23 protein-coding genes and 1 pseudogene are annotated in these 26,995 nt (G+C 75.5%); 13 read left to right on the plus strand and 11 right to left on the minus strand.

The features are described from left to right. The first annotated feature begins 8 nt into the window (after window positions 1-8). The 3 genes from ABIH81_RS23000 (at window position 9) to ABIH81_RS23010 (ending at window position 2,117) form a co-directional block, all read left to right on the plus strand. Window positions 9-686: an FUSC family protein gene (locus ABIH81_RS23000; RefSeq protein WP_349876965.1), complete on the plus strand. Its 678-nt coding sequence runs from the start codon at window positions 9-11 to the stop codon at window positions 684-686. A 75-nt stretch (window positions 687-761) separates the two neighbouring features. Then, window positions 762-1,301, plus strand: a complete 540-nt coding sequence (locus ABIH81_RS23005; protein WP_349876966.1) for a hypothetical protein — start codon at window positions 762-764, stop codon at window positions 1,299-1,301. Window positions 1,302-1,403: 102 nt separating this feature from the next. After that, on the plus strand, window positions 1,404-2,117 hold the full coding sequence (locus ABIH81_RS23010) for an RraA family protein (RefSeq protein ID WP_349876967.1): 714 nt from the start codon (window positions 1,404-1,406) through the stop codon (window positions 2,115-2,117). 5 nt (window positions 2,118-2,122) lie between these two features. On the opposite strand, the gene ABIH81_RS23015 is transcribed toward ABIH81_RS23010, so the two are convergent. From ABIH81_RS23015 to ABIH81_RS23040, 6 genes are all read right to left on the minus strand, one after another. Then, window positions 2,123-2,749 (minus strand): response regulator transcription factor, encoded by a 627-nt coding sequence (locus tag ABIH81_RS23015; protein ID WP_349876968.1) that lies wholly within the window; start codon window positions 2,747-2,749, stop codon window positions 2,123-2,125. Further along, window positions 2,746-3,963, minus strand: a complete 1,218-nt coding sequence (locus ABIH81_RS23020) for a histidine kinase (protein ID WP_349876969.1) — start codon at window positions 3,961-3,963, stop codon at window positions 2,746-2,748. The genes ABIH81_RS23015 and ABIH81_RS23020 overlap by 4 nt, the downstream gene beginning before the upstream one ends. Window positions 3,964-4,068: 105 nt before the next feature. Next, complete coding sequence (locus ABIH81_RS23025) at window positions 4,069-5,001, minus strand: hypothetical protein (RefSeq protein WP_349876970.1); 933 nt, start codon at window positions 4,999-5,001, stop codon at window positions 4,069-4,071. Between the two features lie 105 nt (window positions 5,002-5,106). Continuing rightward, window positions 5,107-6,294 (minus strand): DNA polymerase IV, encoded by a 1,188-nt coding sequence (dinB, locus tag ABIH81_RS23030; RefSeq protein ID WP_349876971.1) that lies wholly within the window; start codon window positions 6,292-6,294, stop codon window positions 5,107-5,109. 97 nt (window positions 6,295-6,391) lie between these two features. Then, a complete protein-coding gene (locus ABIH81_RS23035; RefSeq protein ID WP_349876972.1) occupies window positions 6,392-9,577 on the minus strand; it encodes a penicillin acylase family protein in 3,186 nt (1,061 codons plus the stop codon). A gap of 258 nt (window positions 9,578-9,835) precedes the next feature. Beyond that, a complete protein-coding gene (locus tag ABIH81_RS23040; RefSeq protein WP_349876973.1) occupies window positions 9,836-10,969 on the minus strand; it encodes an N-acetylmuramoyl-L-alanine amidase in 1,134 nt (377 codons plus the stop codon). Between the two features lie 223 nt (window positions 10,970-11,192). On the opposite strand from ABIH81_RS23040, the gene ABIH81_RS23045 reads away from it, so the two are divergent. From ABIH81_RS23045 to ABIH81_RS23085, 9 genes and pseudogenes are all read left to right on the plus strand, one after another. Further along, on the plus strand, window positions 11,193-11,639 hold the full coding sequence (locus ABIH81_RS23045) for a thioredoxin family protein (protein WP_349876974.1): 447 nt from the start codon (window positions 11,193-11,195) through the stop codon (window positions 11,637-11,639). Between the two features lie 114 nt (window positions 11,640-11,753). Beyond that, window positions 11,754-12,194, plus strand: a complete 441-nt coding sequence (locus ABIH81_RS23050) for a DUF4395 domain-containing protein (RefSeq protein ID WP_349876975.1) — start codon at window positions 11,754-11,756, stop codon at window positions 12,192-12,194. 41 nt (window positions 12,195-12,235) lie between these two features. Then, window positions 12,236-14,023 carry a hypothetical protein gene (locus tag ABIH81_RS23055; protein WP_349876976.1) on the plus strand — a complete coding sequence of 596 codons (1,788 nt, stop codon included), beginning with the start codon at window positions 12,236-12,238 and terminating at the stop codon, window positions 14,021-14,023. Between the two features lie 203 nt (window positions 14,024-14,226). Next, window positions 14,227-15,876 carry a serine/threonine-protein kinase gene (locus ABIH81_RS23060; RefSeq protein WP_349876977.1) on the plus strand — a complete coding sequence of 550 codons (1,650 nt, stop codon included), beginning with the start codon at window positions 14,227-14,229 and terminating at the stop codon, window positions 15,874-15,876. Between the two features lie 54 nt (window positions 15,877-15,930). Beyond that, on the plus strand, window positions 15,931-17,133 hold the full coding sequence (locus tag ABIH81_RS23065) for a hypothetical protein (RefSeq protein WP_349876978.1): 1,203 nt from the start codon (window positions 15,931-15,933) through the stop codon (window positions 17,131-17,133). Window positions 17,134-17,207: 74 nt separating this feature from the next. After that, window positions 17,208-17,930: pseudogene (locus tag ABIH81_RS23070) on the plus strand (hypothetical protein); the annotation flags it as partial. Between the two features lie 501 nt (window positions 17,931-18,431). Further along, on the plus strand, window positions 18,432-19,655 hold the full coding sequence (locus ABIH81_RS23075) for an MFS transporter (protein WP_349876979.1): 1,224 nt from the start codon (window positions 18,432-18,434) through the stop codon (window positions 19,653-19,655). A gap of 79 nt (window positions 19,656-19,734) precedes the next feature. Further along, window positions 19,735-21,597, plus strand: coding sequence for a transketolase (locus ABIH81_RS23080; RefSeq protein WP_349876980.1), 1,863 nt, complete (start codon window positions 19,735-19,737; stop codon window positions 21,595-21,597). 61 nt (window positions 21,598-21,658) lie between these two features. Beyond that, window positions 21,659-22,048: a DUF2267 domain-containing protein gene (locus tag ABIH81_RS23085; protein WP_349876981.1), complete on the plus strand. Its 390-nt coding sequence runs from the start codon at window positions 21,659-21,661 to the stop codon at window positions 22,046-22,048. Window positions 22,049-22,137: 89 nt separating this feature from the next. Here ABIH81_RS23085 and ABIH81_RS23090 read toward each other — a convergent pair whose 3' ends face one another. Continuing rightward, window positions 22,138-22,536: a YchJ family metal-binding protein gene (locus tag ABIH81_RS23090; RefSeq protein ID WP_349876982.1), complete on the minus strand. Its 399-nt coding sequence runs from the start codon at window positions 22,534-22,536 to the stop codon at window positions 22,138-22,140. 110 nt (window positions 22,537-22,646) lie between these two features. Between ABIH81_RS23090 and ABIH81_RS23095 the strand changes: the two genes are divergently transcribed. Beyond that, a complete protein-coding gene (locus ABIH81_RS23095) occupies window positions 22,647-23,648 on the plus strand; it encodes an aminoglycoside phosphotransferase family protein (RefSeq protein ID WP_349876983.1) in 1,002 nt (333 codons plus the stop codon). Between the two features lie 3 nt (window positions 23,649-23,651). Here ABIH81_RS23095 and ABIH81_RS23100 read toward each other — a convergent pair whose 3' ends face one another. From ABIH81_RS23100 to ABIH81_RS23115, 4 genes are all read right to left on the minus strand, one after another. Beyond that, on the minus strand, window positions 23,652-24,293 hold the full coding sequence (locus ABIH81_RS23100) for a class F sortase (protein WP_349876984.1): 642 nt from the start codon (window positions 24,291-24,293) through the stop codon (window positions 23,652-23,654). 73 nt (window positions 24,294-24,366) lie between these two features. Further along, on the minus strand, window positions 24,367-24,849 hold the full coding sequence (locus ABIH81_RS23105) for a hypothetical protein (RefSeq protein ID WP_073829387.1): 483 nt from the start codon (window positions 24,847-24,849) through the stop codon (window positions 24,367-24,369). Window positions 24,850-25,109: 260 nt separating this feature from the next. Beyond that, window positions 25,110-25,778, minus strand: a complete 669-nt coding sequence (locus tag ABIH81_RS23110) for a response regulator transcription factor (RefSeq protein ID WP_349876985.1) — start codon at window positions 25,776-25,778, stop codon at window positions 25,110-25,112. Then, window positions 25,775-26,878, minus strand: coding sequence for a histidine kinase (locus ABIH81_RS23115; protein WP_349876986.1), 1,104 nt, complete (start codon window positions 26,876-26,878; stop codon window positions 25,775-25,777). Before ABIH81_RS23115 ends, ABIH81_RS23110 begins: the two co-directional genes overlap by 4 nt. Between the last annotated feature and the right edge of the window lie 117 nt (window positions 26,879-26,995).

Genomic DNA, 26,995 nt, shown 5'->3' on the forward strand with positions numbered 1-26,995 from the left:
CCGCCGTCATGACCGACCGTCGCGCCGACACCGTCCGCTCGCCCCTGGACCGGGCGGTCGAGCGGGGCGGTCGCGCGCTCTCCCGCGCCCGCGCCGAGGGTGGCGCGGCCGGGCGGAACCGGCTGCGCCAGCTGGAGATCACCGTGGTGATCGCCGCGCAGGCCGGGCTGGCCGCGGCGCTCGCCGCGCTGCTCGCCCAGGAGCTGCTCGGGCCCGGCGCGCACGTCTTCGCCCCCGCCGCCGCGGTCGGCACCATCGCCACCGCCATCGGCCAGCGCGCCCGCCGCACGTTCGAGCTGCTCATCGGCGTCGGCCTCGGCATCGTGGTCGGTGACCTGCTGCGCGCGCTGCTCGGCAGCGGATCCTGGCAGACCGGCCTGGTGGTCACGCTCGCCATCGCCACCGCGCTGCTGGTGGCCGGGCGCGGCGGCGCGCTCGTCGGCCAGGCCGGCGGTACGGCGGTGCTGATCGCCACGCTCGCGCCGGTGCAGCCCGGCCTGGAGCTGCCCCGCATCTTCGACGCGCTGGTCGGCGGCCTGGTCGGCCTGTTCGTGGTGGCGCTGCTGCTGCCGATCAACCCGATCCGCGTGCTGGACCGGGCGGTGGAACCGGTGGTCACCCGGCTCACCGAGCAGCTCGACGCCGTCGCCCACGCGCTGACCCGGCGCGACGCCGACGCGGCCTAGCGCGCCCTGGAGGACCTGCGCGGGCTCGAACCGGACATCGGGCGGCTCAACGACGCGCTCAGCGGGGCCGAGGAGGTGGTCACCATCGCGCCCGCCCGCTGGCACCGCCGGGCCCGGTTCCGCAGGTACGCCGACGCGACCCAGCACCTCGAACGGCTGGTCCTGTACGCCCGCTCGATCGCCCGCCGTTCCGCCACCGCGTTGCAGTACGACGAGCCGATCCCGCCCGCGCTGCCCGACGCGGTGGCCCGCCTCGGCGACGCGGTGCGGGAGCTGAAGCGGGCCTGCAAGTCCGGGGAGGACCTGGAACGCACCCGTGAGCTGGTACGGCAGGGCGCCGAGCTGGCCGGGCGCGCGTGGTCGCAGGGGGTGCGCACCTACGGCGAGGCGATGATCAGCGACCTGCGGACCGGGCAGAGCGAGCTGCTGCGGGCCACCGGCTGCCGGCCCGAGGACGCCAACGGCACCGTGCGCCGGGCCGCCGGTGCGGGGGAGGCGGAGGCGCGCCCGCCGGTCCGGGCCCGGATGAGCCGGCCGGTCCCGCGCCGGCCCGCCGGGCGGGGCACGCCGGGACGGCGCCCGGACATGTTCCGCCCGCCGACCCGCGTCGCCTGACCCGGCCCGGCCGCCCGCCTCCGTCCGGCCCGGCCGCCCGCGCAGGCCACCGGGCGTCGACTGGCACCTGCCCGCGGCGGCCCGGCTGGTTAGCGTCGGCGCATGGACATCCGTCAGGACGCGCCGGCCGCGCGCTTCGCCGCGCTGACCACCGCCCACGTCGCCGACGCCTGCCTGCGCGCCGGCGTACCCGTCCGCTGCGCCCCGGCCGCCGTCGTCCCGGTGCTGCCCGGGCGGCGCCTGGCCGGCCGGGTCCGCCCGGCCCGGCACGCCGGCAGCGTGGACGTCTTCCTGGAGGCGATCGAGCTGGCCGCCGACGGGGACGTGCTCGTCGTCGACGACGCCGGTCGCACCGACCGGGCGTGCGTCGGTGACCTGGTGGTGCTGGAGGCGCGGGCCGCCGGCCTGGCCGGGCTGGTGGTGTGGGGCGCGCACCGCGACACCGCGGACCTGGTCGGGGCCGGGCTGCCGGTGTTCAGCCTCGGCGCCACCCCGAGCGGGCCGCTGGAGCTGGACGCGCGCCCGGCCGGTGCGCTGGAGCACGCCCGGATCGGGCCGTTCACCGTCGGCCCGCAGGATCTGGCGCTGGCCGACGACGACGGTGTCCTGTTCGTACCCGCCGACCGGGCCGGGGAGCTGTTCGACCTGGCCGAGTCCATCCGGGACACCGAGCGGCGGCAGGCCGGCCGGATCCGGGCCGGGGAGTCGCTGCGCGCGCAGGTCGGGTTCGGCGCGTACCTGGCGGCCCGGGAGGCGGACCCGGCGCTGACGTTCCGGGCGCACCTGCGGGCGGTGGGCGGCGCGATCGAGGAGTGACCCGGTCAGCCGCCGCGCGCCCACAGCGCCAGGCGTACCCGGTTGGCGCTGCCGGTCTTGGTCATCAGGCTGGTGATGTGCGTCTTCACGGTGGTCACACCGATGTGCAGCCGGTCGGCGATCTCGGTGTTCGACAGCCCGTCGGCGACCAGGTCCAGCACGTCCCGCTCGCGGGCGGTCAGGTCGGCCGTACGCCGGGGCGCGCCGGCGCGGGCGTGCACCGCGCGTTCGACCAGCCGGCGCAGGACGTCCGGGCTGAACGGGCTGTCTCCGGCGGCGGCGCGGCGGATGCCGTCGAGCAGGTCGGCCGGGGGCGCGTCCTTGAGCAGGAATCCGCAGGCGCCGGCGGTGAGCGCCGGGTAGAGGTGGTCGTCGTCGCCGAACGTGGTGAGCACCATGATCCGGGTGGCCGGCCGGTCGGCGAGGATCCGGCTGGTCGCGGTGATCCCGTCGACGCCGGGCATCCGCAGGTCCATCACCACCACGTCGGGGCGTAGCCGGGCGGCGAGGGCGACCGCGTCCCGGCCGTTGCCGGCCTCGCCGACGACCTCGAGGTCGGGCTGGGCGTCGCAGAGCATCCGCAGGCCGGCCCGGATGAGGTGCTGGTCGTCGACCAGCAGCACCCGGATCACGCCGGCTCCGGCGTGCCCGTGCGGGGCCGGGGCGGGTGAGGGGCGGGCCCGGCCGGGGGCAGTACGGTCCGGACCCGCCAGCCGGACCCGGTGGGCCCGGCCTCCAGCCGCCCGCCGAGCACCTCGACCCGTTCCCGCATCCCGACGATGCCGTGGCCGCCGCCGGAGGGCACCCCGGCCGGCGCGGCGCCCCGTCCGTCGTCGGTCACCGCCCAGTGCACCGCGCCGTCCTCGACCGAGACGGTCAGCCGGGCCCGGGCCGCCGCGCCCGCGTGTTTCGCCACGTTCGTCAACGCCTCCTGGGTCAGTCGCAGCACGGCCTGGCCGCGTACCGCGTCGAGCGTGCCGACCGCGGGGTCGACGTCCGCCTCCACCACGACGCCCGCCTGCCGGGCCCGGTCGACCGCCGCGCCGAGCGCGGCCGGCAGCGCCGACGGTTCGATCGCGGTCAGGGCGGCATCGCCGCGTACGCCGTCCGGGTCGCGCAGCACCGCCACCAGCCGCCGCAGGTCGGTCAGCGCGGCAGTGCCGGTGGCGTGCACGTCGTCGAACACCTCGCCGACCCGGGGGTCCAGGTCCGGCAGGACGTGCCGGGCCACCCCGACCCGCAGCACCATCGACGCGACGTGGTGCGCGAGCACGTCGTGCAACTCCCGGGCGATGGCGCCACGTTCGTCGGCGCGCGCCGCCCGGCTCTCCGACTCGCGCCGGCGCCGCTCGGCCTCGGCCCGCTCCTCGGCCTGCCGCCCCAGTTCCCGGGTGGTCCGCACGACCAGCCCGAGCAGCAGCGGCAGGCCGACGGTGACGGCCAGTCCGAACAGGCCGGTGAACGCCGCGCGGACCGGTAGCCCGATCAGGTCGGTCAGGTCGACGGCGGCGAGCAGCCCGGCACCCAGCCAGACCTGGCGCGGCCGGGTGGCCCGCATGGTCAGCTCCAGCAGCGCCCAGCTCGCACCGACCTGGTTGATCATCACGTCGTCGACCAGGGCGAGCGCGGCGACCAGCAGCGCCGACTGGATCAGCAGGTTCACCAGCGGCCGGCGGTGGCACAGCAGCGCCAGCAGGAACGCCGGTACCGCCAGCGCCCACTGCGTACCGGTGGCGGCCGGGCTCCCCTGCGGGCCGAAGACCAGGTAGCCGACGCCGCTGAGATCCAGCAGCAGGATCCGCGCGAGCGTGTCACGCGCGTCGAACAGCCGACCGACCCAGCTCACCGCGTCAGCCTAGGCAACCGGTGCGGCCGGAGGCCACCGCGTTCGCCGGCCGCCGCCACCCGCCCGGCGGTCCGAGGTGGACCGCCGGGCCGAGGAGCGTGGCGCTCATCCGACCAGCACCACCCCGGTACGCCGGGTCCGGCGGGTGAGCACCAGTGTGGTGGCCGTCGCGGTGGCCGCCACCAGCACCCCCGCCGCGGTGAGCGTGAGGGCGTCCGGGGCCGGTAGCGGCTGCCCACGCAGCGCCTGTGCGGTCAGCAGCAGCGTGAGCGCGGCGTACGCGGTCCCGCCGACGAGCACCAGCCGGGCCCGGGTCAGCTCGTCCAGTCGCGCGCCGAGGAACCGGTCGAGCAGGATCGCCAGCAGCGGCAGCGCCTGCAACGCGTGCATCCCGACGAAGTGCCCGACGCGCAGGTCGCCGCCGGTGGTGCTCCAGCCGAGCAGCGGCAGCCCCGGGCCGCCGTCGGGCACCCCGACGCTGTGCGCACCGCTGATCCCGGCGGGCGCGCCGGCCGGGCGCTGCGCCACCATCGGGAACGCGACGAGCATGCCGAGCAGGGACACGGCGAGACCGAGCCGGACCGCGTATCCGCCGGCCCGGTCCGGAAGGGACCGGCGGGCCAGCACGACCGCCAGTACGAACTGGGCCGCGAACAGCACGGTGATCGCCACGCCCATGACGTCGAACAGCACCGCGTCCAGCGTCGTGGTGCCGTTGAAGTGGCTGGTGGTGCCGCGGAGCACCTGACCCACGATGACGACCATCTCCACCACGGACATGGCCACGATCACGGTGGCCGCCCGCTCGGCCGCCCGGCTGCGGCGCGGCAGCAGGGACAGCATCCAGGCCAGCGTGACGCCGTAGAGCACGAACGAGATCGCGAACTTCAGCGGCTTGAGCCAGACGGGCACGCCGGTGAGCACGCGCGGGTCGGCCACGACGCCGACCGCGGTGACGACGGTGAGCGCCGCCATCGCGGACACGAGGAGCATGAGGGGGCGGTGCCATCCGGCCGCCCGGTTCCGCAGCGTAGTCATGCCTGTAGATGCTCGTGACGGGCCGGGCCGCTCGCGCCCGCCCGCAGGCCGCACCCGCGGCCGCGGGTCGGAGCCCGTCTCCTACTCCGGGAGGAGGCCGGCCGGTCAGTCCGGCAGCCGGGGCATCTCGACGCCCGGGTCGCGGCCGAGCAGCACGGCGCGGGTCAGCGCCCGGGAGCCGAAGCGGTCCCGCACCGCGTCGACGGCGGCGTCCAGCGCCGGGCCGGGCTCGGCGGTGAACGGCAGGGTGAGCTGCGTGTGCCCGCTGCCCAGGTTGCCCACCGAGACGCCGAGCAGCGTGACGCCACGCTCCGCGATCTGCGGCAGCGCGGCCCGCAGCAGGTCGCGGGCGGCGGCCCGCAGCGGCCCGGTCTGCGCGGTCGGCTCGTCGAGCGTGTGCGACCGGGTGGCCCGGGCGTAGTCGGCGAAGCGCAGCCGCAGCGTCACCGTGCGGCCGGTGCGCCGGGCGGCGCGCATCCGCCCGGTGACCCGGTCGACCAGCCCGGCCAGCACCGCGTCCAGGTCGGCGAGGGAGTGCGGCCCGCGTCCCAGCGCGTGCTGCGCGCCCATCGAGGAACGGCGGCGGCCCACCTGCACCGCCCGGGGGTCACGGTTGCCGGCCAGGGCGTGCAGGTGCCGCCCGGCGCCCGCGCCGAGCAGCGACACCAGCGCCGGCTCGTCCAGCCGGGCCACCTGCCCGACGGTACGGATGCCGCGCTCGCGCAGCCGGGCGGCGGTGACCGGACCGACGCCCCACAGCCGTTCGACGGCCAGCGGATGCAGGAACGCCAGTTCCCGCTCCGGCTCCACCACCAGCAGCCCGTCCGGTTTGGCCACCCCGCTGGCCACCTTCGCCAGGAACTTCGTCCGGGCCACGCCGACGGTGATCGGCAGGCCGACCTCGCGGCGTACCCGCTCACGCAGCGTGGCCGCGACGGTGGCCGGTGCTCCGGCGAGCCGCCGCAGCCCACCCACGTCGAGGAACGCCTCGTCGATGCTGAGCCCTTCGACGAGCGGGGTGGTGTGCCGGAAGATCTCGAACACCGCCCGGCTGGCGGCCGTGTACGCGGCCACCCGGGGCGGCACCACCATCGCCTCCGGGCAGAGCCGCCGCGCCTGCCGGCCGCCCATCGCGCTGCGCACGCCCCGGGCCTTGGCCTCGTAGCTGCACGCGAGCACCACGCCGCCACCGACGATCACCGGCCGGCCGCGCAGCCGGGGGTCGTCGCGCTGCTCGACCGAGGCGTAGAACGCGTCCAGGTCGGCGTGCAGGATGGTGGCCTCGCTCGACACCCCGCCATCTTCGCACAGATGTTCGAACGAGCGCGGCTGACCTGCCCGGACGCAGGCGACCGGCCGGCGGGAGCACCCGCCGGCCGGTCGCGTGCGGTCACCGTCCGTAGACCTCGAACTCGTAGAGCGAGAAGCCGTACGAGGTGGCCCGCGTGACGCCGTACATCCGCACGTATCGTGCGCTGACCGGGGCGAACGTCACGTTGTCGACGCCGCCGTTGCCGGTGGTGGTGCTGAACACCGGCTGCCAGGAGTTGCCGTCACCGGAGACCTCGATCCGGTAGCCGGTGGCGTACGCGGCCTCCCACCGCAGCACCGCCCGGCTGATCGTCCGGGCCGAGCCGAGGTCCACCCGCAGCCACTGGTTGTCGTTGTAACTGCTGGCCCACCGGCTGCCGAGACTGCCGTCGACCGCCTTGGCCGGCGTGTGGCTGGTCAGGAACTGGGTGCTGGACGCGGTGGCGGTGCGGCCCTGCGCCAGGTTGGTCACGGTGTCGCCCCGGCGCGCCGGGAACGAGACGACCTGCTGGTAGGTGGGCCGGTTCTGCCAGGCGATCAGCGGGTGGGTGATGCCGCCGAGCCCGGACTGGGCGATCGAGTCGGCGCACCACTGGTCGCCGGCCCCGCAGGACGAGTCGCCCGGGTAGACGGTGGTCGCCGGCGACGCCGTGGCCTGCCCGAGCGTGTCGAGCAGCGCCTGCCGGCACGCGCCGAGGTTGCCGTTGCCGCAGTACGTGCGCCCGAGCCCGCCGGCCACCGGGTCGCCGAGCACGGCCCGCAGGTCCTTGTCGACGTAACCCCACCAGCCGTACTGGAACGCCGAGCCCTTGTGCGCCTGCCCCTGCGACGCCCAGGTCACGGTGCCGTCGCGCGCACCGTTCTGGCCGCCCGAGGGCGCCTCGTTCACCTGGAGGGCGCCGACGAGGGCGGAGTACAGGTCGGGGCCGAGACCGGGCCGGAACTGCGCCGAGGCCAGCAGCGGCCACCAGGCGTCGAAGATCCGGATGGCCTCGGCGTGCTGGTAGACCTTCGATCCGGGCGACGTCTCCACCCGCCGCGACCCGGCCTGCTGCCAGGCCCGCAGCTTGCTCACCGCGGCGGCGAGCGCCGGGTCGGTGACCGGTGTGCTGTCGAGCACCCGCAGCAGCTCACCGAGCACCTGCTGGCCGCGCAGGTCGGTCACCGCCGCCTCGGCGGTGATCCGGACGATGTCGGCGCGGCCGACCTTGCGCTGGGCGATGGCCGCCTTCACCGGGCCGTCGAGCAGTTGACCCCGGTGCACCGCGCCGTAGCTGAAGTTGCCGTCGGCCGCGCCGAAGTCGCGTGCCTGCTTGTTGTTCCAGCTGACGTAGTAGTCCTGGTCGACCGACTGCGGGTGGGCCGACGCCGGGGCGTAGGTGGCGTCGTTGGTGTCCGGGTTCCAGCCCGCCCACTCGTACGCCGGCTCCGCCTTCGCCGGCAGGTTCGGGTCGAGCCCGGACGGCCGGACCGGGTTCGAGCCGGAGTTGAAGTACGCCGCCTCGGTCGAGTTGACGTAGAACCAGTTGAACGCGTACCCGACGCCGGCCGCGGACGCCTGGAACGCCGCCGCGCTGCCCATCGCCGCCGGGTCGTTGTACGCCTGGAAGCCGATCGCCGAGTCGGCCTCGTGGCGGTAGGTGGAGCGCAGCTTGGTGAACGCGGTCGGCTGCCCGTTCACCAGCCCCCGGTAGGCCACCAGCCCGTACTTGGTGCGCAGCGAGCGCAGCGTGTACGCGCCGGCCGGGGTGGAGTCGGCGAGCGTCGGCGACCAGGAGTTCCGCTTCTCCAGCACCTCCATGGCCACGCACTGGCCGCGGTAGAGGTAGCGGTTGGAGCGCAGCGTCGGCGCGCTGCCGTCGGTGGTGCACAGCGGCACCGCGTACGTGTCGGTCAGGTCCTGGGAGGCGGAGGTGGCGCTCCACGCGTAGTCCTGGCCGCGGCCGAGCAGCACGTAGAGGTTCAGCCCGGCGAACGCGGCGCCGCGTGCGCTGATCCCCGGCCCCTGGAGTTCCTGGAGCATGAGCAGCTGCGGGGCGAAGTAGCCGGTCTGCGGGCCGAACACGGCCACCGGGTTGCCGCTGGTGGTGTGCCGGCCGGAGACCACCACCGCGTTGGACATGCCGTGCGCGCGCAGGTTGGACAGGCCGCCGAGCAGGTTCTTGGTGGCGGCGCTGCTGCCGGTGCGGGCGGCGGCCCCGCCGGTGGCGTCGTACGCGAGCGGCTCGGCGACCACAGTGCCGGCGTCGGGCAGCACCGCGCTGGTGGCGCCGGGCGGCGTCGCGCCGTACGGGAAGCTCTGCCCGTCGTGCAGCGTCAGCACGGTCTCCGGGTCGTTCTGCGAGCGGAACGCCGTCCAGACCCGGTCGCCCTCGGCCGGCCCGTACTTGGCCCGGGCGGCCACCCGGACCAGCGCGGACTGCATCTCGCTGCCGCCGCCCCCGCCGAACAGCCCGCCGATGACGCCGGCGGTGGCGATCAGGTCGGTCATGCTGAAGTGCTTCGGCTTGCCGGCGCCGGTGAGCACGTACTCGCCGGGGTAGTTGTCGTCGGCGATCGACTTGTCGATGTAGGCGTTGATGCCGGCGATGTAGTCGACCACGTCGGTGTAGAGCTGCTGGCCCCGGGTGCCCTTGAGGCGCAGCGCGTCCACCTGGGCCTGCAGGTCGGCCTCGGAGTACGGCGAGTTGGCCCAGATGCTCTGCTCCAGCTCCCGGTTGCCCGGCGCGCCACCGGCGAACGAGGTGAGCGTGCCGCGTCCGGCGTGCCGCAGCAGGTCCATCACCCAGAGCCGGTCCTGGGCTCCGGCGTACCCGGCGCCGAACATGGTGCCGGCGCGGGTGGTGCCGGTGACGTGCGGGACGCCGGTGGCCTTGTCCCGCACGATGGTGACGTCCGAGCGCGGCGAGATCCTGCTCTCGACCTGCGCGTCGGGAACCCCGAACGAGGCGTCGTTGTAGAAGTGGGCGATCTGCTCGTCGGTCAGCCCGGCGTAGTTGTAGACCAGGTTGGCGTACTCGTCGAGCTGGTCGCTGGAGTGCGCGGGGCGGGTGCCGAGCGCCTGGTGGGCCAGGATGGCGACGAGTGTGGCGTTGCCGTTCTGCCCGGGGGGCAGGATGTCGGCGCACTGTCCGAGGCAGTAGTCGTCGGGGGTGAACGTGGTGGCGGCGAGCGCCGGTGACGGCGGGGTGACGGTCAGGACGCTCGCGATGAGGGTGGCGGCGGTGATCGCCGCGAGGCGGGCGCGGACGGCGGGTTGTGGCATGGCGATCCTCCGGGGACGCGGAGTAGGGCCGTTCGGTACGCCCGGCTGACGGCGTCTCGGCCTCCGCGCCCGGGCGTCCTACCCGGAGGTGAGAATGACTCATATCTATCTCCGGGCAATGATCGGCGCACCACAGCCGTCCGGGATAGCCGTCGTTCACCAGCCGTCAATGCCGACGTTTCGCCGCGATCCGTCCCGCAACGACGCGGTGGGGGTGGCGCCGTTGCCACCCCCACCGCTCTCCCCGCCGGTACGCCGTCAGTGCTTGTGGAACGACTGGCGCACCACACCCCCCACCAGCGCGCACCAGGTGGTGGTGCTGATCTTGCCGTTGGGCGGTAGCCCGTGCAGGCGCTGGAGATCCTTCACCGCCGTGCGGGTGGCGTGGTCGTACTCGCCGGTCGCGGTGACCTCGGCGTAGCCCTTGGAGGCGAGCATGAACTGCGCGGCGACCACCGGGACACCGGACGACTTCTGGTCCAGCTCCGGGGCCAGGGTCTCCCAGGTCGGCGCCGTGAGCGTGGCGTCGACGTCGACCGGGATGCCGTTGCGCGCCTGCCAGTCCTGCACCGCCGCGACGGTGGCCGCGTCGAACACGCCGGTGACCGGCACGGTGTAGCCGCGGAACGTCAGCAGGTGCTGCGCGACGCGGACCACCGGGCCGCCGACGAACCGCCAGATGTCCGGCCAGCGGCGGGCCGGCACGTCGCCCAGCTTCGTGCCGAGCTTCTTGGACACCGCGCGGCGCAGCGCCGGGAACTCCCGGTAGAACATCGCGCCCGGGCAGAGCGTGGCGCGGAAGTCCCAGTGGCCGAAGATGTCGTGGGCGTGCAGCCCGTACTGCCGGCAGATCGCGGTGCACAGCCGGACCAACCCGTCGAGCAGCTCCTCCGGCGGCGTCTCGGTGACGTAGGTGCCCTCGTTCTCGATGCCGATGGCCCGCCCGTTCTCGCCCGGGCAGTGCGCGGCGATCATCTGCCGGTCGCCGGCGCGCAGCCGGTCCAGGCTGCCGTGCCGTCCCTCCAGAACGTGACCGCCGCGGCTCACCGTGAAGTGCTGCCCGGTGTCGGACCAGCCGTTGCCGTCCATGTGCAGGTCCTGGCAGTCGCGGGCGAGCTGCTTGGCGTGCTCCTCCGAGTAGTCGGTGACGTTCGGGAACGCCATGTGGTGCACGATGATCTTGTTGGTCGGGATCGCGCTCACCGACAGCGGGTCGGCCGGCGGGCGGGCGGCCCACTCGTCGCAGCTGATGATCCAGTCGAGGTCCGCGCCCGGCGCGGCCTGCGCGGCGGCCGGCCGGGCGAGCTCGCTGCCGACGACCGCGACCGTAGCGGCGCCGAGGCCGGCCCGCAGCAGCGTACGGCGGTCCAGCTCGGGGTGGTCGAAGTGCATCTCGCCTCCTCGATGGCCCGACCGGCGCCGGGCGATGTAAAGGAACTGCAACGACTGCGCGCGTGGTGGAGAATATTGCCAAGCTCGCACGGCGCGCCAGAGGACAAAAGCGACGTTCGCCGGCCGGTGCGCCGGCCGCTCCTACCGCCGGAGTAGGCGATCTCACGTCCGCTGACCGGGACGGACCATGGTCTTCCGCGACCTGCCGTGGCAGCCTGGGGCGGTGCAGTCGCCCAGCCTGACCGGGATCCTCGTGCTCGTCGCGGTGCTCGCGGCCGCCACCGCGTTCGGCTGGTGGCGCCGCCGCCACGACGGGCGGCTGCACGCCGTCCGGAAGCGCGCATCCGCCGCCGACGCGCCGCACCGGGCCACCCTCACCGCCCTCGGGGTACGCCCCGGCGAGGTCACGCTGGTGCAGTTCTCCGCCCCGGTCTGCGCGCCCTGCCGGGCCGCCCGCCGGGTGCTCGCCGACGTCGCCGCCCGCCTGGACGGCGTCGTGGTGCTGGAGGCGGGCGTGGACGAGCACCTCGACGCGGCCCGGGAACTGGACGTGTGGCGTACCCCGACAGTGCTGGTGGTGGACGCGGCAGGCCGCGTCGTGCGCCGGGCCGCGGGCGTGCCGGACCGCGACGACCTGATCGCCGCGCTCACGGCCGGGGCGGGGCGATGACCGGCGTACGGCTGACCCGCCGCCGGGTGGTGGACCACGGCCGGCTCGCCACGAGCCTCTGTGCGGCGGCGCGTCCCGCCTGACCGACCGCCTCCGCACGAACGGACCCACCCCATGCTGCTCGACCCCCGGGGACCGCGCTTCGCCGCCGTCCTCACCACAGTCGTCCTCGCGATCGTCCTCGTCACCGGCTCCGGGCTGCTCCTGCTCGCCCAGGCTGTGGTGTTCGCCCTCACCGCCGTCAACCCGCGCCTCGGCCCGTACGGCCTGCTGTTCCGCGCCCTGGTGGCGCCCCGGCTGGACCCGCCGGCGGAGCTGGAGCCGGTCGCGCCGGTGCGCTTCGCCCAGGTCGTCGGCCTGGTGTTCAGCGCCGTCGGCGCGGCCGGCTGGTTCGCCGGGCTGCCCGCGCTCGGCCTGGCCGCCACCGGCGCGGCGCTGGCCGCAGCGTTCCTCAACGCCGCGTTCGGGCTCTGCCTCGGCTGCGAGGCGTACCTGGCGATCCGGCGGCTGGCCGGGCGCCCGCTCGCCGCCCGGGTGGCGGTGCCCCCGCGCTGACCGTCCGCCCGTACGCTGACGGCGGCGGATGGGGGAGTGGCATGGCGGGTCACGGGCGGCTGGACCGGCGCAGCGTGCTCGTCGCCGCGGGCGGTCTGGCGGTCGCCGGGATCGGCGTGCCGGTCGGGCTGGCCGCCACGAACGACCGGCCGCCGCCACCGCCGCGCGGCCGGCGGCCGGTCAGCATGGCGATGCACCTGCACGCCTCGTTCAGCGAGGGCGTGGCCAGCTACGCCGCCCACCTCGACCAGGCCCGCCGCAACGGCGTCGACGTGCTCTGGTGGACCGACCACGACTTCCGGGTCGCCGCCCACGACCACCGCCGGGTCGTCCACTTCGACGGCCCGGAGGAACGCGAGGGCGGCCTGGCCTGGACCTGGCAGCCGGCCACCGAGGGGCACCTGCGCGCCTCGACCGCCGACTTCGTGGACGCGCCGGACGCCCCCGACGGCCCGGGCCGCGCGCTGCGCCTCACCGCCGCCGGTTCCGGCACCCTCTGGTACGCGGGCAAGGCGTGGAACTGGACGCACACCGCCAACATCTCCGACACGAAGCTGCACCTCGACGTACGCCCCGAAGCGGCGGGCCGGGACGCCACGCTCACCGTGGAGGTGGCGCTGTCGCACCACCCGGCCGGGCCCGGCCGGCCCGCCGGGCAGCTCGTGCTGCGCTACCGCCTCGGCGGCGTGGACGCGGTCCGGCACACAGTGGACGGCCGTCACGGCACGGTCGAGCTGCCCGCCCCGGCCGGCGTGTGGCGGCGGCACACGTTCGACCTGCTCGCCGACGTTCGGCGGCTCTGGCCCGGCCTGGTCGCCGGGGACAACTCGCTGCGCGGGCTGCGCCTCGGCGTGACCGCGGCCGGCGGCGCACGCGGCGCGTACCTGGTGGACCGGCTCGTCTTCGACCGCGCCCGCCGCGCCGGTCAGGCGGGCGAGGAGTTGCGCGCCGAGGTGCTGCGCGGCTACGACGGTGCGTACTCCGGCGTCACCCACCACCGCGCGTACGAGGTGTCCATGGTGCGGCACCTCAACTGGTTCGGCGGCGACGGCACGCTGCCGCGCTTCCCGTCCCCGCCGTACCGGGACAACGACGTCGACGCCACCGAGGAGATGGTGCGGTTCCTGCACGCGCACGGCGGGGTGGTGTGCTGGAACCACCCGCTGGACGTGGAGCGCCGGGAATCACTGGCCCGCCTGCTGGTGAGCCGCAACGCGCTCGGCGTCGACCTGATCGAGATCGGACGCCGGCCGGTCGAGGACCACCTCTGGGCGTACGACGTGGCGGCCCGCAACGCGATCCCGCTCACCGCCGTGGGGGTCACCGACGACCACGACGGCACCGACTGGCGGGCCGGCCGGGACCGGAACATCACCTCGGTGTGGGCGGCCTCGACCGGCCGCGACGACCTGGTCGCGGCGCTGCGCGCCGGGCAGGCGTGGTTCGCCGACCTGGCCGGCTACCGGGGCGCGCTGGACCTGGAACTGGGTGGCCGCAGCGCCATGGGCGCGCTCGCCGTGCTCACCGCGGACACCGTCACGGTGCGGCTGCGCGCCACCGACCTGCCGGCCGGGGCCACGCTGGAGACGGTCACCGGCGAGGTCGACCGGGCCGGTGTCGCGGACCCGACACCGGCGGTCCGGGTCGAGCAGGTCGCCTGGCGGCGGTTGCGGCCGGGCTGGCACGACCTGCCGGTGCGCGTCGGCGCCGGCACGTACGTGCGCACCCAGGTCCGCGACCGCGACGGCGAGATAGTCGGCGCGAGCAACCCCCTCTGGCTGCTCCGCAACCCCCCACCCGCAGGAATCCCCCCACCCCGCCGCCTCTGAGGGCGGTTGCCGGGGTCTGGTACTCGTGGCGGTGTGTCCGATACCGACCACCTGCCGTGCGGTGCCGTGCCGTCCGCGGGACCGGGCGCCGACCGGCGTCCGGAAGCAGCCGTTGCGGCGATGGCCGGCGGCTGCGCCACGGTGAGAATGACGAGCGGGGCGGCGTCCGACATCCGCCCGTGGGACGCCGTGGAGTCTGTCGCATGAGCGGCTGGGAACTGTCCGGATACACGCCGGTCCGCCGGCTCGGCGCCGGCGCGTCGGGCAGCGTCGTGCTCGCCACCCACGACCCGACCGGCACCCCGGTCGCGATCAAGTACCTGGTCCGCGACCTGGGCGAGGACTCGGCGTTCCGGACCGCGTTCCGCACCGAGGCCCGGCTGCTCGGCGAGATCGACGACCCGCACGTCAGCCGCCTCTACGAGTACGTGGAGAGCCCGCACGGCGCGGCCATCGTGATGGAGCTGGTCGACGGCGTCTCGCTGCGCCAGATGCTGCGCGCACACGGCCCGACCACGCCCGAGGCGGCGCTCTGCGTCCTCAAGGGCTCGCTCGCCGGCCTGGCCGCCGCGCACGCCCACGGTGTCGTGCACCGCGACTACAAACCGGAGAACGTGCTGGTCACCGGTGCCGGGCTGAGCAAGCTCGCCGACTTCGGCATCGCCATGCCGATCGGCCAGGGTTCCGACACCACGGTTTCCGGCACGCCCCGCTACATGGCCCCCGAGCAGTGGACCGGCGCCCCGGCCAGCCCGGCGTGCGACGTCTACGCCGCCACCGCGACGTTCTTCGAGTGCCTCACCGGCCGGCCCCCGTACCAGGGACCGGACCTGCTCTCCCTGCGCGACCAGCACGCCAGCGCGCCGATCCCTGCCGAGGCGGCGCCCCCGCCGGTGCACGAACTGCTGCGCCACGGCATGGCCAAACGCCCCGACGACCGCCCGCCGTCCGCCGAGGTGTTCCTGGAACTGCTGGAACGGGTCGCCGGCAGCGGCTACGACAGCGGGTGGGAGGAACGAGGGCTGCGTGAGCTGGCCCGGCGGGCGGCGCTGCTCGCCGCGCTGTGGCCGTTCCCGGACCGGGCCGAGGGCGCCACCGCGGTGGCCCACACCGCGCTGGGCACCACCACCACCGGCCGGGGCGGACGGTTCCGCAGTGGCCGCACCCGTACCGCGCTCGCCGCCGGCGCCCTGGTCGCCGCCGTCCTGGCCGGGGGCGCCGGTTACCGCTACGCCGCCCACGACGGCCCGCCCGCCGCCGGTCCGCCCGCCGCCGGTCCGGCCGGCCCGGCGAGCGCCGGTCCCGCCACCACCGGCGCGCCCACACCGGACCCGACCGGCGCCGGGTCGCCGAGCCCGTCGCCGACGCCCAGCCCGTCGGCCGCGTCCGCCGCGCCGCCACCTCCCGCACCGTCGGCCACCCCGGACCCGGCCGGGACGCCGGCCCGTACCGGCACGCCCACCCCCAGCGCGTCGCGCACCACCAGCCCGCCGCCGCCGGACGTGACAGCACCGGTCGTGGACGGCGTCCGCGCCGACCCGGGCGAGCTGGACCCGAAGGGCTGCCCCTACGGCGCCAAGAGCAGCACCGTCACCGCCACCGTCACCGACGACCGCAGCGGCCCGGCCGCGCTGACCGTGACGTTCGGCTACACCCTCGACGGCGCCACCGGCACGATCCGGATGGCCGCCGCCGGGCGCGGCGTGTTCACCGGCACGCTCGGCCCGCTGTCCACGCCCAAGCGCAGCGCCCGCATCCCCGTCCGGGTCACCGCCGCCGACGCCGCCGGCAACACGACCACCTCCGCGTCACCGGTGTACGTGACGCTCTACCACGACTGCACCCCCGGCTAGGAGTACGACAGTGCCCGCTGCCCCGCACCGCAGCCCGTCCCGGGGACGGCCGGCGTGACCCGCCCCGACGAGCCCACCGAGGCGCTGCCCACCCGCGCCCTGCCGGTCACCGGGGACACGGACGCCGCCGAGCCCACGGTCCACCTCGCCCGGCCCCGAGCCGACGCCGACTCGACGATGCCGCCGGCCGTCGACCGGTCGGACCCGGCCGTGCCGCCGTCCGTCGACGTCCCGGCGGCGACGGACGGGTCGGAGCCCACCGTCCATCTCTCCGGACCGGTGGCCGACCGTCCGCCGGCCGGTGAACCCACCGTCCACCTGAGCGGTGTCCCGGGCGGGGACGACCGCACAGCAGACCTCGCCTCGGCCACGCCGGCACCGCGCGGCGCGGAGCCGACCGTGCACTTGAGTCCGGGCCGGTCAGACGACGCGGGGGAGGCGACTGTCCACTTTCGCGCGACCCCGGACGGTGCAGCCGGCGAACCGACTGTGAGTCTGCGTCCGGCTCCGGCGAATCCGATGGATGAGGCGACGGTCCATCTGCGCCACGCACCGGGAGACACGACCGGGCAGGCGACCGTCTACCCGCGCCCGACCGGCGCGGAACCGACCGCGTCGTGGCAGCCCACCGCGTCGTGGCAGCCCACCGGCGTCCCGCCCCGAGGCCAGGCCACCGGAATGGCGGCGACGGGCGCCGGGGCGTACCCGGATCGGACCGGCGACGCGCGGGCGGCGAGCGGCGCACCAGGGCCCGGCCCCGGCGGCGAGTTGCGCTTCGGGCCGGGCGTGCCGGCGACGCCGCCGCCCGCACCGCCCTGGCCCACCGCGCCTCCGATCCGGCCACGTCCGGTCTGGCGTCGCGTCGTCTCGGTGCTGTCCACGCTGCTCACCGTGGTGCTGCTGCTGGCGGTCGGCCTCTACCTGTGGCAGCGGCTGCGCCCGCTGGAGGTCGAGGGGGTCACTGTCGCGGTGCCCCGGCCGGCCGGTGTCGCCTGCGACGTGACCGTCGACGTGGTGGCCACCGTGCGCACCAACGGGCGCGGCGGGACGATCCGCTACCAGTGGTTCCGCTCCGACGCGCCGCCCGGCGCCGTGCTCACGGAACGGGTCGGCAGCGGGCAGCAGACGGCGGCCCTCACCCTCAAGTGGACGTTCACCGGGGCCGGGACGACCACCGGCATCGCCACCGTCAACATCGTCGAACCGACGACGGCGCAGGCCAGCACCCGCGTCGTCTACCGCTGCCCTGGAGGCTGACCGCGTTTCCCCGCGCGCGCGTCCGGGTAGCCCTCACCCGGACAAACCTGGAGCACGTACGTGGAGGCCCTTCGATGAGAGACAACTTCGGCGACGCGGTGGGCGACGCGTTCCGTTCGGTGATGCTGTTCCTGCCCAAGGCGGTCGCGTTCGTCGCGATCCTGGTCGTCGGCTGGCTGATCGCCAAGGCCGTGCTGAAGCTCGTGGACAAGGTGCTGGAGCGGGTCCACTTCGACCGGGCCGTCGAGCGCGGCGGGATCAAGACCGCGCTGGCCCGTTCGAAGTACGACGCCAGCGACATCGTCGCGAAGCTGGCCTACTACGGGGTGCTGCTGGTCACGCTCCAGCTCGCGTTCGGCATCTGGGGTCCGAACCCCATCTCCGACCTGATCGCCGGTGTGATCGCCTGGCTGCCGCGGGCGTTCGTCGCCATCGTCATCGTGGTGGTCGCCGCGGCCATCGCCCGCGCGGTGAAGGACATCATCTCCAGCGCGCTCGGCGGCCTCTCGTACGGCCGGGTGCTGGCCAACCTCGCCTCGGTGTTCATCCTGGGCCTCGGTGTCATCGCCGCGCTCAACCAGATCGGCGTCGCCACCACCGTCACCACCCCGGTGCTGATCGCGGTGCTCGCCACCGTCGGCGGCATCCTGGTCGTCGGCGTCGGCGGCGGGCTGGTCCGGCCGATGCAGAGCCGCTGGGAGAACTGGCTGACCCGGGCCGAGGAGGAGTCGCGCACCATCGCCACGCACGCCCGGGCGTACCAGGCCGGCCGGCGTGACGTCGAGGCCCGCCTGGCCGCCACCGGCCCGTACGCCGAGTCCGAGCTGACCCAGCCGGTGAGCCGCGACGCCGAGGCGGACCGTACGCAGCCGGTCCCGGCGTACCCGGGTACCCAGCCGGCCGCCGCCGGCGCGGACGCCACCGAGCCGGTGCCGTCGCAGGCGGGCGCGGAGGCCACGCAGCACATCCCGGCGGTCGCCGACTCCGAGCGCACCCAGCCGGCCACGCCGCGCCAGCCGACGGCCGAGCAGGCCGCGGACAGCGAGGCCACCATGGTCATTCCGCAGGCCGACGTGGAGAAGTTCCGCCGCTGACCCGACAGCGGCGACGAACCGGGGCGGGACCGCACGGTCCCGCCCCGGTTGCGTGCCCGCCGGGGGACCACCCGGTCGCCGCGCGGGGGATAGGATTCCGGCATGACCTGGCGATGTTGATGCCTTCCTGAGCGACGAGGCCGCGGGCCGCCGCGGACGCCGTGCATTCCGGCCGGTGTCCGTCACGTCCCGTGGGAAGGTTCCATGCTCGTCGCTCCTGCCCGCGTGCCCGCGACCCGCCGTCTGGCGGCGACGCTCTACGGGTACGCGTTCCTCACCGACCTCGTCCTGCTCTACCCGCTCTACGTGCTGCTGTTCGCCGGCACCGGGTTGTCGGTCGGGCAGATCTCCTCGCTGTTCGTGCTCTGGGCGGTCGCCGGCATCGTGCTGGAGGTGCCCTCCGGCGTGTGGGCCGACGCGGTGTCGCGTCGGCTGCTGCTCTGCCTGGCGCCGCTGCTGGCCGCCGGCGGGTTCGCGCTCTGGGTGCTGCTGCCGTCCTATCCGGCGTTCGCCGTGGGGTTCCTGCTCTGGGGCGCCGGTGGGGCGCTGCGGTCCGGGGCGCTGGAGGCGCTCGTCTTCACCGAGCTGGAACGCCTCGGCGCGGCCGACCGGTACGCCCGGCTGATCGGCCGGACCCGCACCGCCGAGGTGCTCGGCGCGGTCGGGTCGGGGGTGCTCGCCGGGCCGGTGTTCGCGCTCGGCGGCTACCTCGCGGTCGGCGCGGCGAGCGTGGCGACGTGCCTGCTGGCGGCGGCCGTCGCCGCCCGCTTCCCGGAGCACCGCCCACCAGCCGCCGCCCCCGATGGGCCGAGGGCAGGTGACCAGCCGGGGGAGGGGCCGGGTGACGACGAGCCCGGCTGGCTGGACAGCCTGCGCCTGGGGCTCGGCGAGGTGCGGGCCGACCGCCGTGTCCGTGCCGCCGTGCTGCTGGTCGCGGCCGTCACCGCGATCTGGGGTGGGCTCGACGAGTACACCGGGCTGCTGGCCGCCGACACCGGCACGGCCGAGGTGGGCGTACCGCTGCTGCTCCTGCTGGTGTGGGCGGGGATGACTGCGGGCGGGCTGCTCGCGCCGCTGGGCGAGCGGCTGTCCCACCGGGGGTACGCCGGTCTGCTGGTGTTCGCGGCGGGGGCCACGGCGGCCGGGGCGCTGCTGCGGCACCCCGCGGGGTTCCTGCTGCTGGCGGCGGCGTTCGCCGCGTTCCAGCTGGCCACCGTGCTCGCCGACGTGCGGCTCCAGGCCCGGATCGCCGGGTCGGCCCGGGCCACCGTCACGTCGCTGGCCGGGATGGCCACCGACCTGACCATCGTCGCCTTCTACGGCGGGTACGGGCTGCTCGCCGGCGCGGTGGGCAACCCGGCGGCCTTCGCGGTCGCGGTGCTGCCGTACCTGCTGGTGGCGCTCTGGCTGCTCACCGGTCGGGCATGAATCGCCAGAAAAGGGACCAATGGTAGCTTTTCTGGCCTAGCGTTGGTCCGGAAGATCGGCGACCCGGGAGACGATCGCGGTGACGTTGGAAGCAGAGCGCACGCTGCGCGACGAGGAGCTGACCGGGCTGGCGGAGCTGGCCGCCCAGCTACGGGTGGACGCGATCCGGTGCAGCACGATGGCCGGCTCCGGGCACCCCACGTCCAGCCTCTCCGCCGCCGACCTGCTCGCCGTGCTCGTCGCCCGGCACCTGCGCTACGACTGGTCCTACCCGGGCAACCCCGGCAACGACCACCTGATCTTCTCCAAGGGGCACGCCTCCCCGCTGCTGTACGCGGTGTTCCGGGCCACCGGCGCGATCAGCGAGCAGGAGCTGCTGGAGACGTACCGGCGGTCCGGGTCGCGCCTTCAGGGCCACCCCACACCGGTCCTTCCCTGGGTGGACGTGGCCACCGGCTCGCTCGGGCAGGGCCTGCCGATCGGCGTCGGGGTGGCGCTGGCCGCCCAGTACCTCGACCGGTCGCCCGCGCACGTCTGGGTGCTCTGCGGCGACAGCGAGACCGCCGAGGGATCGGTGTGGGAGGCGCTGGACAAGGCCGGCCACTACGGGCTGCGCAACCTCACCACGATCGTGGACGTCAACCGGTTCGGCCAGCGCGGCCCCACCGAGCTGGAGTGGGACCTGGACACCTACCGCCGGCGCGTCGAGGCGTTCGGCTGCCGGGCGATCGTGGTCGACGGCCACGACCTGGGCGCGATCGACGAGGCGTACGGGCAGGCACGTGACGCCTCCGGGCCGACTGTGGTGCTGGCCCGCACGGTCAAGGGCAAGGGCGTACCCGAGGTGGAGAACGACCCGGCCTGGCACGGCAAGCAGCTCGACCCGGAGCTGGCCGAGCGCGCCGTGCGGGCGCTCGGCGGCCCCCGGCGCATCCGGGTCGCCGGACCGAAACCCCCCGCCGCGCCGCGCACCGCCCCGGCCGAGCACGGACAGCCGGAGCTGACCCGGTACGAGCGCGGCGCGAAGGTCGCCACCCGGGACGCGTACGGTGACGCGCTGCGCGCCCTCGGCGCCGCCCGGCCCGACGTGGTCGCGCTCGACGGCGAGGTCAGCGACTCCACCCGGGCGGAGCGCTTCGCCACCGCGTACCCGGATCGGTTCTTCCAGATGTTCATCGCGGAGCAGCAGCTCGCCGCCGCCGCGGTGGGCCTGGCGGTGCGCGGCTACCGGCCGTTCGCGGCGACGTTCGCCGCGTTCTGGTCCCGGGCGTACGACTTCATCCGGATGGCGGGCGTGTCCCGGGCCGACATCGCGCTCGTCGGCTCGCACGCCGGGGTGGAGATCGGCCCGGACGGCCCGTCCCAGATGGGGCTGGAGGACATCGCCGCGCTGCGCGCGGTGCCCGGCTCCACGGTGCTGTGCCCGGCCGACGCGGTCTCCTGCGCGGCCCTGGTGGCCCAGATGCCCGACCAGCCGGGCGTGTGCTACCTGCGGACGACGCGCGGCGCGTACCCGGTGCTCTACGACGACGCCGAGCCGTTCCCGATCGGCGGCAGCCGGATGGTGCGCGACGGCGGGGACGTGGCGCTGCTGGGCACCGGCGTGACGGTGCACCTCTGCCTCGCCGCCGCCGACGAGCTGACCCGCGAGGGCATCGACGCCCGGGTGATCGACCTGTACTCGATCAAGCCGGTGGACCGGCAGCGCCTGGCCGAGGCCGTCGTGGAGACCGGCGGGCGGCTGGTGGTGGTCGAGGACCACTACCCGGAGGGCGGCCTGGGCTCGGCCGTGCTGGAGGCCCTCGCCGATCTGGGCGAACCGGCCCGGGTCAACCACCTGGCGGTACGCGGGCTGCCCGGCTCCGGCACCCCCGCCCAGCAGTTCGACCGGGCCGGCATCGGCGTGGGCGCGATCGTCTCGGCGGCGCGGGCCCTGGCCTGAGCCGTGTTTGCCGCGGCCGGCGGCGGGTAGCCACGCTGCCGTTGCGACGGAAGGACCGACGATGGCCGAACCGGAGTTCTACGCGCGGGTGTCCGCCCGCGCCGGCGTGCCCGTGGAGACGGCCCGCGCGCTGACCCAGGCGACGCTGCGCACGCTCGCCGAACGGATCAGCGGCGGCGAGGCCGACGACCTGTCCGTGCACGTCGCGCACGAGCTTCGTCCGCTGCTGGCGCGCGCCCGGGTCGAAGACCCTGAGGTCTTCGGGTACGACGAGTTTCTGCGGCGGATCGCCGAGCGCTCCGGCGCGACACCGTCCGACGCCGAGCGCGGCGCCCGGGCGGTGCTGCAGGCGCTGCACCGGGTGGTCGGGCCGGCCCAGTTCAACCAGGCGCTGTCCCAGCTGCCGCGCGAGATCGCCGAACTGGCCCAGCCCACCCCGCGCCCCGCTTAGGGCCGGAAAGGAAGGGCACCCTCTTAACGCCTCCGGTAGAGGAAGGGCCCCTTATTAACACCCGCCGCGCCTCGGCGGTGGGGCAGGCGTCACTGCGGCAGCGCGTCGAGGTAGACCCAGCGGCCGTCCTCGCGGGCGAAGCGGCTGTGCTCGGCCAGCACGCCCGCCCGGCCGCCCTCGCGGTAGTGCGCCCGGAACCGGACCGTCCCGGCGCTGTCGAACAGGCCGCCCTGCCCGGTCTCCACGATCTCCAGCCGGGTCCAGCGGGTGCCCGCGTCCAGCTCGAGCCGCTCCGGGCGGGTGGCGGAGTGCCAGCTGTGCCGCAGGTAGGCGGCGTCGCCGAGGGCGAACGCGCTGAACCGGGACCGCATCAGCGCCTCCGCCGTCGCCGCCGTCGCCTCGCCCCGGTGGACCGGGGCGCAGCAATCGGCGTACGGCCGGCCGGTGCCGCACGGGCAGGCCGTCGTCCGTTCGCCCCGTCTCGCCATTCCGTGATTCTCCCAAGCGCCGGGGCGGTGTTAACAAGGGGCCCTTCCTCTACCGGAGGCGTTAACAGGGGGCCCTTCCTTACATCCCAACCCACTACGCTCCCGGGACCATGAGCGTGAGTCCGACTCAGCGTGCCCTCGACCCCGCGCAGGTCCGCCGCTACCTGACCGTCTCGCTCGGACCCGGCGCCGAGGTGGCCGGCTGCGGCCCGCTGAGCGGTGGCGGCTTCGCCGCCGTCTGGTGGGTACGCCTTACCGACGGCCGCGACGTGGTGCTCAAGGTCGGCCCGCCGCCGCACGTGCCGCTGCTGCGCTACGAGCGCGACATGATCGGCGCGGAGGCGCACTACCTGCGCCTGGTGGCGGCCCGCGCGCCAGAGGTGCCGACGCCAATGCTGTTGCACCACGGCCGCCACCCCGACCTCGGTGACTGGCTGCTCATGGCACGGCTACCAGGTCGTACCCTCTGGGATCTGAGCCAGGCCGGCGCGGACGTCGGGCCGCTGCGCGCGGAGTTCGGCCGCACGCTCGCCGCGTTGCACACCGTCACCGGCGAGCGGTACGGCTACGACGGCGACCGGGCCTGTGCCGGCACCTGGCGGGACGCCTACACGGCCATGGTGGACGACATGCTCGCCGACGCCGCGGACTGGGCGGTGCCGCTACCCGTGCCCGCGTCCCGGATCCGGGAGCTGGTGGGCCGGCACGCGGCGGTGCTCGACGCGGTCGACCGCCCGGCGCTGCTGCACTTCGACGGCTGGGCCGGGAACGTGCTCGCCGTCGCCGGGCCGGACGGCGCCCCTCGGCTCACCGGCCTGGTCGACGGCGAGCGGTACCTGTGGGGCGACCCGCTGATGGACCTCGTGTCGCCGCTGCTGTTCCGCCGCGCCGAGGACGAGCCGGACGACCCGCTGGTGCGCGCCTACCGGGCGGCGGCGCCGTTCCCGCTCGACGCCGGGGCGCGGCGGCGGCTCGGCCTCTACCGGCTGTATCTCTACCTGCTGATGACCGTCGAGATGCCCAGCCGGAACATCACCGCCGACAACGACCCGGGCCGGGTGGAGTTGCTGGCGGGCCTGCTCGACGCGGAACTGGCCGACCTGGCCGGGTGAGCGTCACCGGGTCGCGGTGGCGAAGACGACGATGTTGTCCGGGTAGCTGCCGGTACGCGGGTCGAACCGCCCGCCGCACGTGATCAGCCGTAGCCGCGCCGCCGCGTCGCCGCCGTAGACCCGCGCGGTGGGGAAGCGCTCCTTCGGGTACGCCCCGACGCCGTCCACCGTGAACGTGGCGGTCCGGCCGTCGGCCCGCAGCACCCGGATCGTGTCGCCGGGGCGCAGCCGTCCGAGGTCGAAGAAGACCGCCGGGCCGTGTTGCGAGTCGACGTGCCCGACCAGCACCGCGTTGCCGGCCTGGCCGGGCGCTGGACCGGGGTGGTACCAGCCGGTGAGCTCCGGGCGCTCCAGCGGCGGCACCTCCAGCGCGCCGTCCGAGTCGGTGGCGACCGGGACGATCTCGGCGTCGATGCCGATGCGCGGGATGGTGACCCGCACCGGTGTGGCGCGGGGCAGCGCCGGGCCGGCCGTACCGGGGCGTTCGGTGGGCGGCGCGGCGGACGCGCCGGGCTGCGGTGGTGACGCCGACGTGGTGCCGAGCCCGGCCGAGACCAGCCCGGCGCCGGTGGCGGCGGCCACGGTGACGGCGGTGACCACGACGGCGGCGTGCAGGCGCGACCGGCGCTGCGACTCCGACAGCATCCCACCTCCGTCCGACAGGGACGCGGCGCCCGCGCCGGATGCTCCGGCGCGGGCGGACCGCTCGGCGAACCGGTCAGGCGACGGCGCCCGCGCGGCGGCGGCGGATGACCGCGTACGCGCCACCGGCGAGCGCCCCGGCGGCCAGCACGCCACCGGCGATCAGCACCCCGGTGTCGCCGTCCCGCCCGCCGCCACCGGCCTGCGCGCCGCCGATCGGGGTGACGGTGAACGTGGCGCTGCCGCCGTCGCTGCCGTCGCCGCAGGTGGTGGCCACCGTGTACGTGCCGAGCGTGAACCCGGCGGTGAACAGTTCGGCGCTCAGGCCACCGCCTGCGGCGGCCGTGGTGGACCGGACGTTCTGGTCCCGGTCCGGGCCGGTGACCCGGAAGATCGCGTCACCGGCGTTCGGGTTGCACGTGGTGGTCAGCACGACGGTGCCGCCGACCGGGGTGGTGGCGGGTGAGACTCTGGTGTCCGCCAGTGCGGCGGCCGGGAGCAGCAGTGCGCCGAGGCCCACGCCGAACGCCGCCGATCCGAGAAATGACTGTGCCTTCATCCGCGTCTTCCCTCACTTTTCGTCCGCTGTAGGCGTGGGACGTCGTTCGGGTGGCCAACTCCGTGACGAGCACCGGTGTGGCCAACACTAGGAGGGTTGGGGCGGTCACTGGGGGTAATTGAGAAATCTTCGTTGCCGTCCGGTGTGCTCCCTGCCGCCACGAGACGGCGGACATGCCGGGCCAGGCCGGACGGCAGCCCGTTCCGGTTCGGCTCGTCTGGGCCCGTTGTCCGGTTCGTCCCTGCCGGGCCGGTCCACCCTTACCGGACCGGCGGCTCCGGCCGGACCAGGCCGGTGTCGTACGCGAGCACCACCGCCTGGATCCGGTCGCGCAGGCCCAGTTTGGTGAGGATCGCCGAGACGTGGGTCTTCACGGTGGCGGTGCTCAGGTGCAGCCGGGCGGCGATCTCCGCATTGGACAGTGCCCGCGCGGTGAGCGTCAGCACCTCCCGCTCCCGGGCGGTCAGCGCGGCGAGCACGTCGCCGGTGGGCGCGGGCGCGGGCAGCCGGTCGGCGTACCGGTCCAGCAGCCGCCGGGTCACGGTCGGCGCGAGCAGGGCCTCGCCCCGGGCCACCACGCGTACCGCCTCGGCGAGGTCGGCCGGACGGGTGTCCTTGAGCAGGAACGCGCTCGCCCCGGCGCGCAGCGCGGCGTAGACGTGCTCGTCCAGGTCGAATGTGGTCAGCATGACCACCCGGGCCGGGTTGCCGGCGGCCACCAGGTCGCGGGTGGCGGCGATGCCGTCGCGCCGGGGCATCCGGACGTCCATCAGCACGACGTCCGGCCTCGTGCGGGTCGCCACCGCCACCGCCTCGACGCCGTCGGCCGCCTCCCCGACCACGGTGAGGTCGGGTCGCGCGTCGAGGATCGTGCGCAGCCCGGCGCGGATCAGTTCCTGGTCGTCGGCGACCACCACCCGCACGGTCACCGCGCCGCCCCGACCGGCAGTCGTGCGTGGACCCGGAAGCCGCCGGCCGGCAGCGGGCCGGCGTCGAGCGTGCCGCCGAGCAGCCGGGCCCGCTCCCGCATGCCGACGATGCCGCGCCCGGTGCTCGTACCGGGCCGGCGGGCGGGTGCCGGGCCGTCGTTGACCACCTCCAGCCGCAGCACCCCGTCCCGGTAGCGCACGTCCACGTCGGCGTGGGTGGCGTGCCCGTGGCGCAGCGCGTTGGTCAGCGACTCCTGCACGATCCGGTACGCCGACAGTTGCACCCCGCCCGGTAGCGCCTCGCCGTCGCCGTCCCGGCGCAGCGTCACCGGCAGGCCGACCGCCCGTACCGCGTCGGCGAGTGCGTCGAGCTGCGCCAGTCCCGGCTGCGGCCCGTCCGGGCCGGACCCGTCATTGGCGGCGAGCGCGTGCAGCATGGCCCGCAGTTCGGTGAGCGCCGACCGGGCCGCGGCGTCGATCGCGGCGAGCGCGGCCCGCGCCTGCGCGGGCTGCTCGTCGAACACGTCCTCGGCTGCGGCTGCCTGTACGGCGATGACGGCGACGTGGTGCGCCACCACGTCGTGCAGCTCGCGGGAGATCCGTTCCCGTTCGGCCGCGCGTACCTGCCGTTCCCGCTCGCAGCGCCGCTGCGCCTGGCCCCGCTGCAACTCGCCGAGCGTCCAGCTCAGGCCCAGCGCGGTCACCGCCAGCAGCAGATCCCGCCAGCCGCCGGTGACCAGCTTCCACGGCGTGGGCGCGAGCAGCAGACCGAGCACGACGAGCGAGTACCGGGGCGGGCGCAGCCGGGCCACGTACGCCATCGGCACCGCGACCAGGCCGAGCCAGCCGAGCTGCGGGCAGAGCGCCTCCAGGCCGGCGCCCGCGAGCGCGGCGACGCCGACGGCGTACCCGGGGTGGCGCCGGATCCACAGCAGACAGCTCGCCTGCGCCGCGGCCAGGCCGACCGCGACGGCGGTCGCGCCGGACGTGGCCGGGCCGGCGTCGGAGGCCAGCAGCGCGAGCAGGCAGACGGCGAGGCTCGCGGTGGCGATGCCGCCGTCGAGCAGCAGCAGGATCCGGGACCGGGACGCGCACCTCATGTCCGGATGCTAGGCCGCCGGTCCGCCGCTTCTCATCGGTCGGCAGGCGGAGATCCGGCCCGGTGGTCGTTCCGGCGACGGAGCCGGGAACCGCTCCGCGGCCCGATCCGGGCGACG

It is taken from the genome of Micromonospora sp. HUAS YX12, from assembly GCF_040215685.1.
Taxonomy (GTDB): domain Bacteria; phylum Actinomycetota; class Actinomycetes; order Mycobacteriales; family Micromonosporaceae; genus Micromonospora; species Micromonospora tulbaghiae.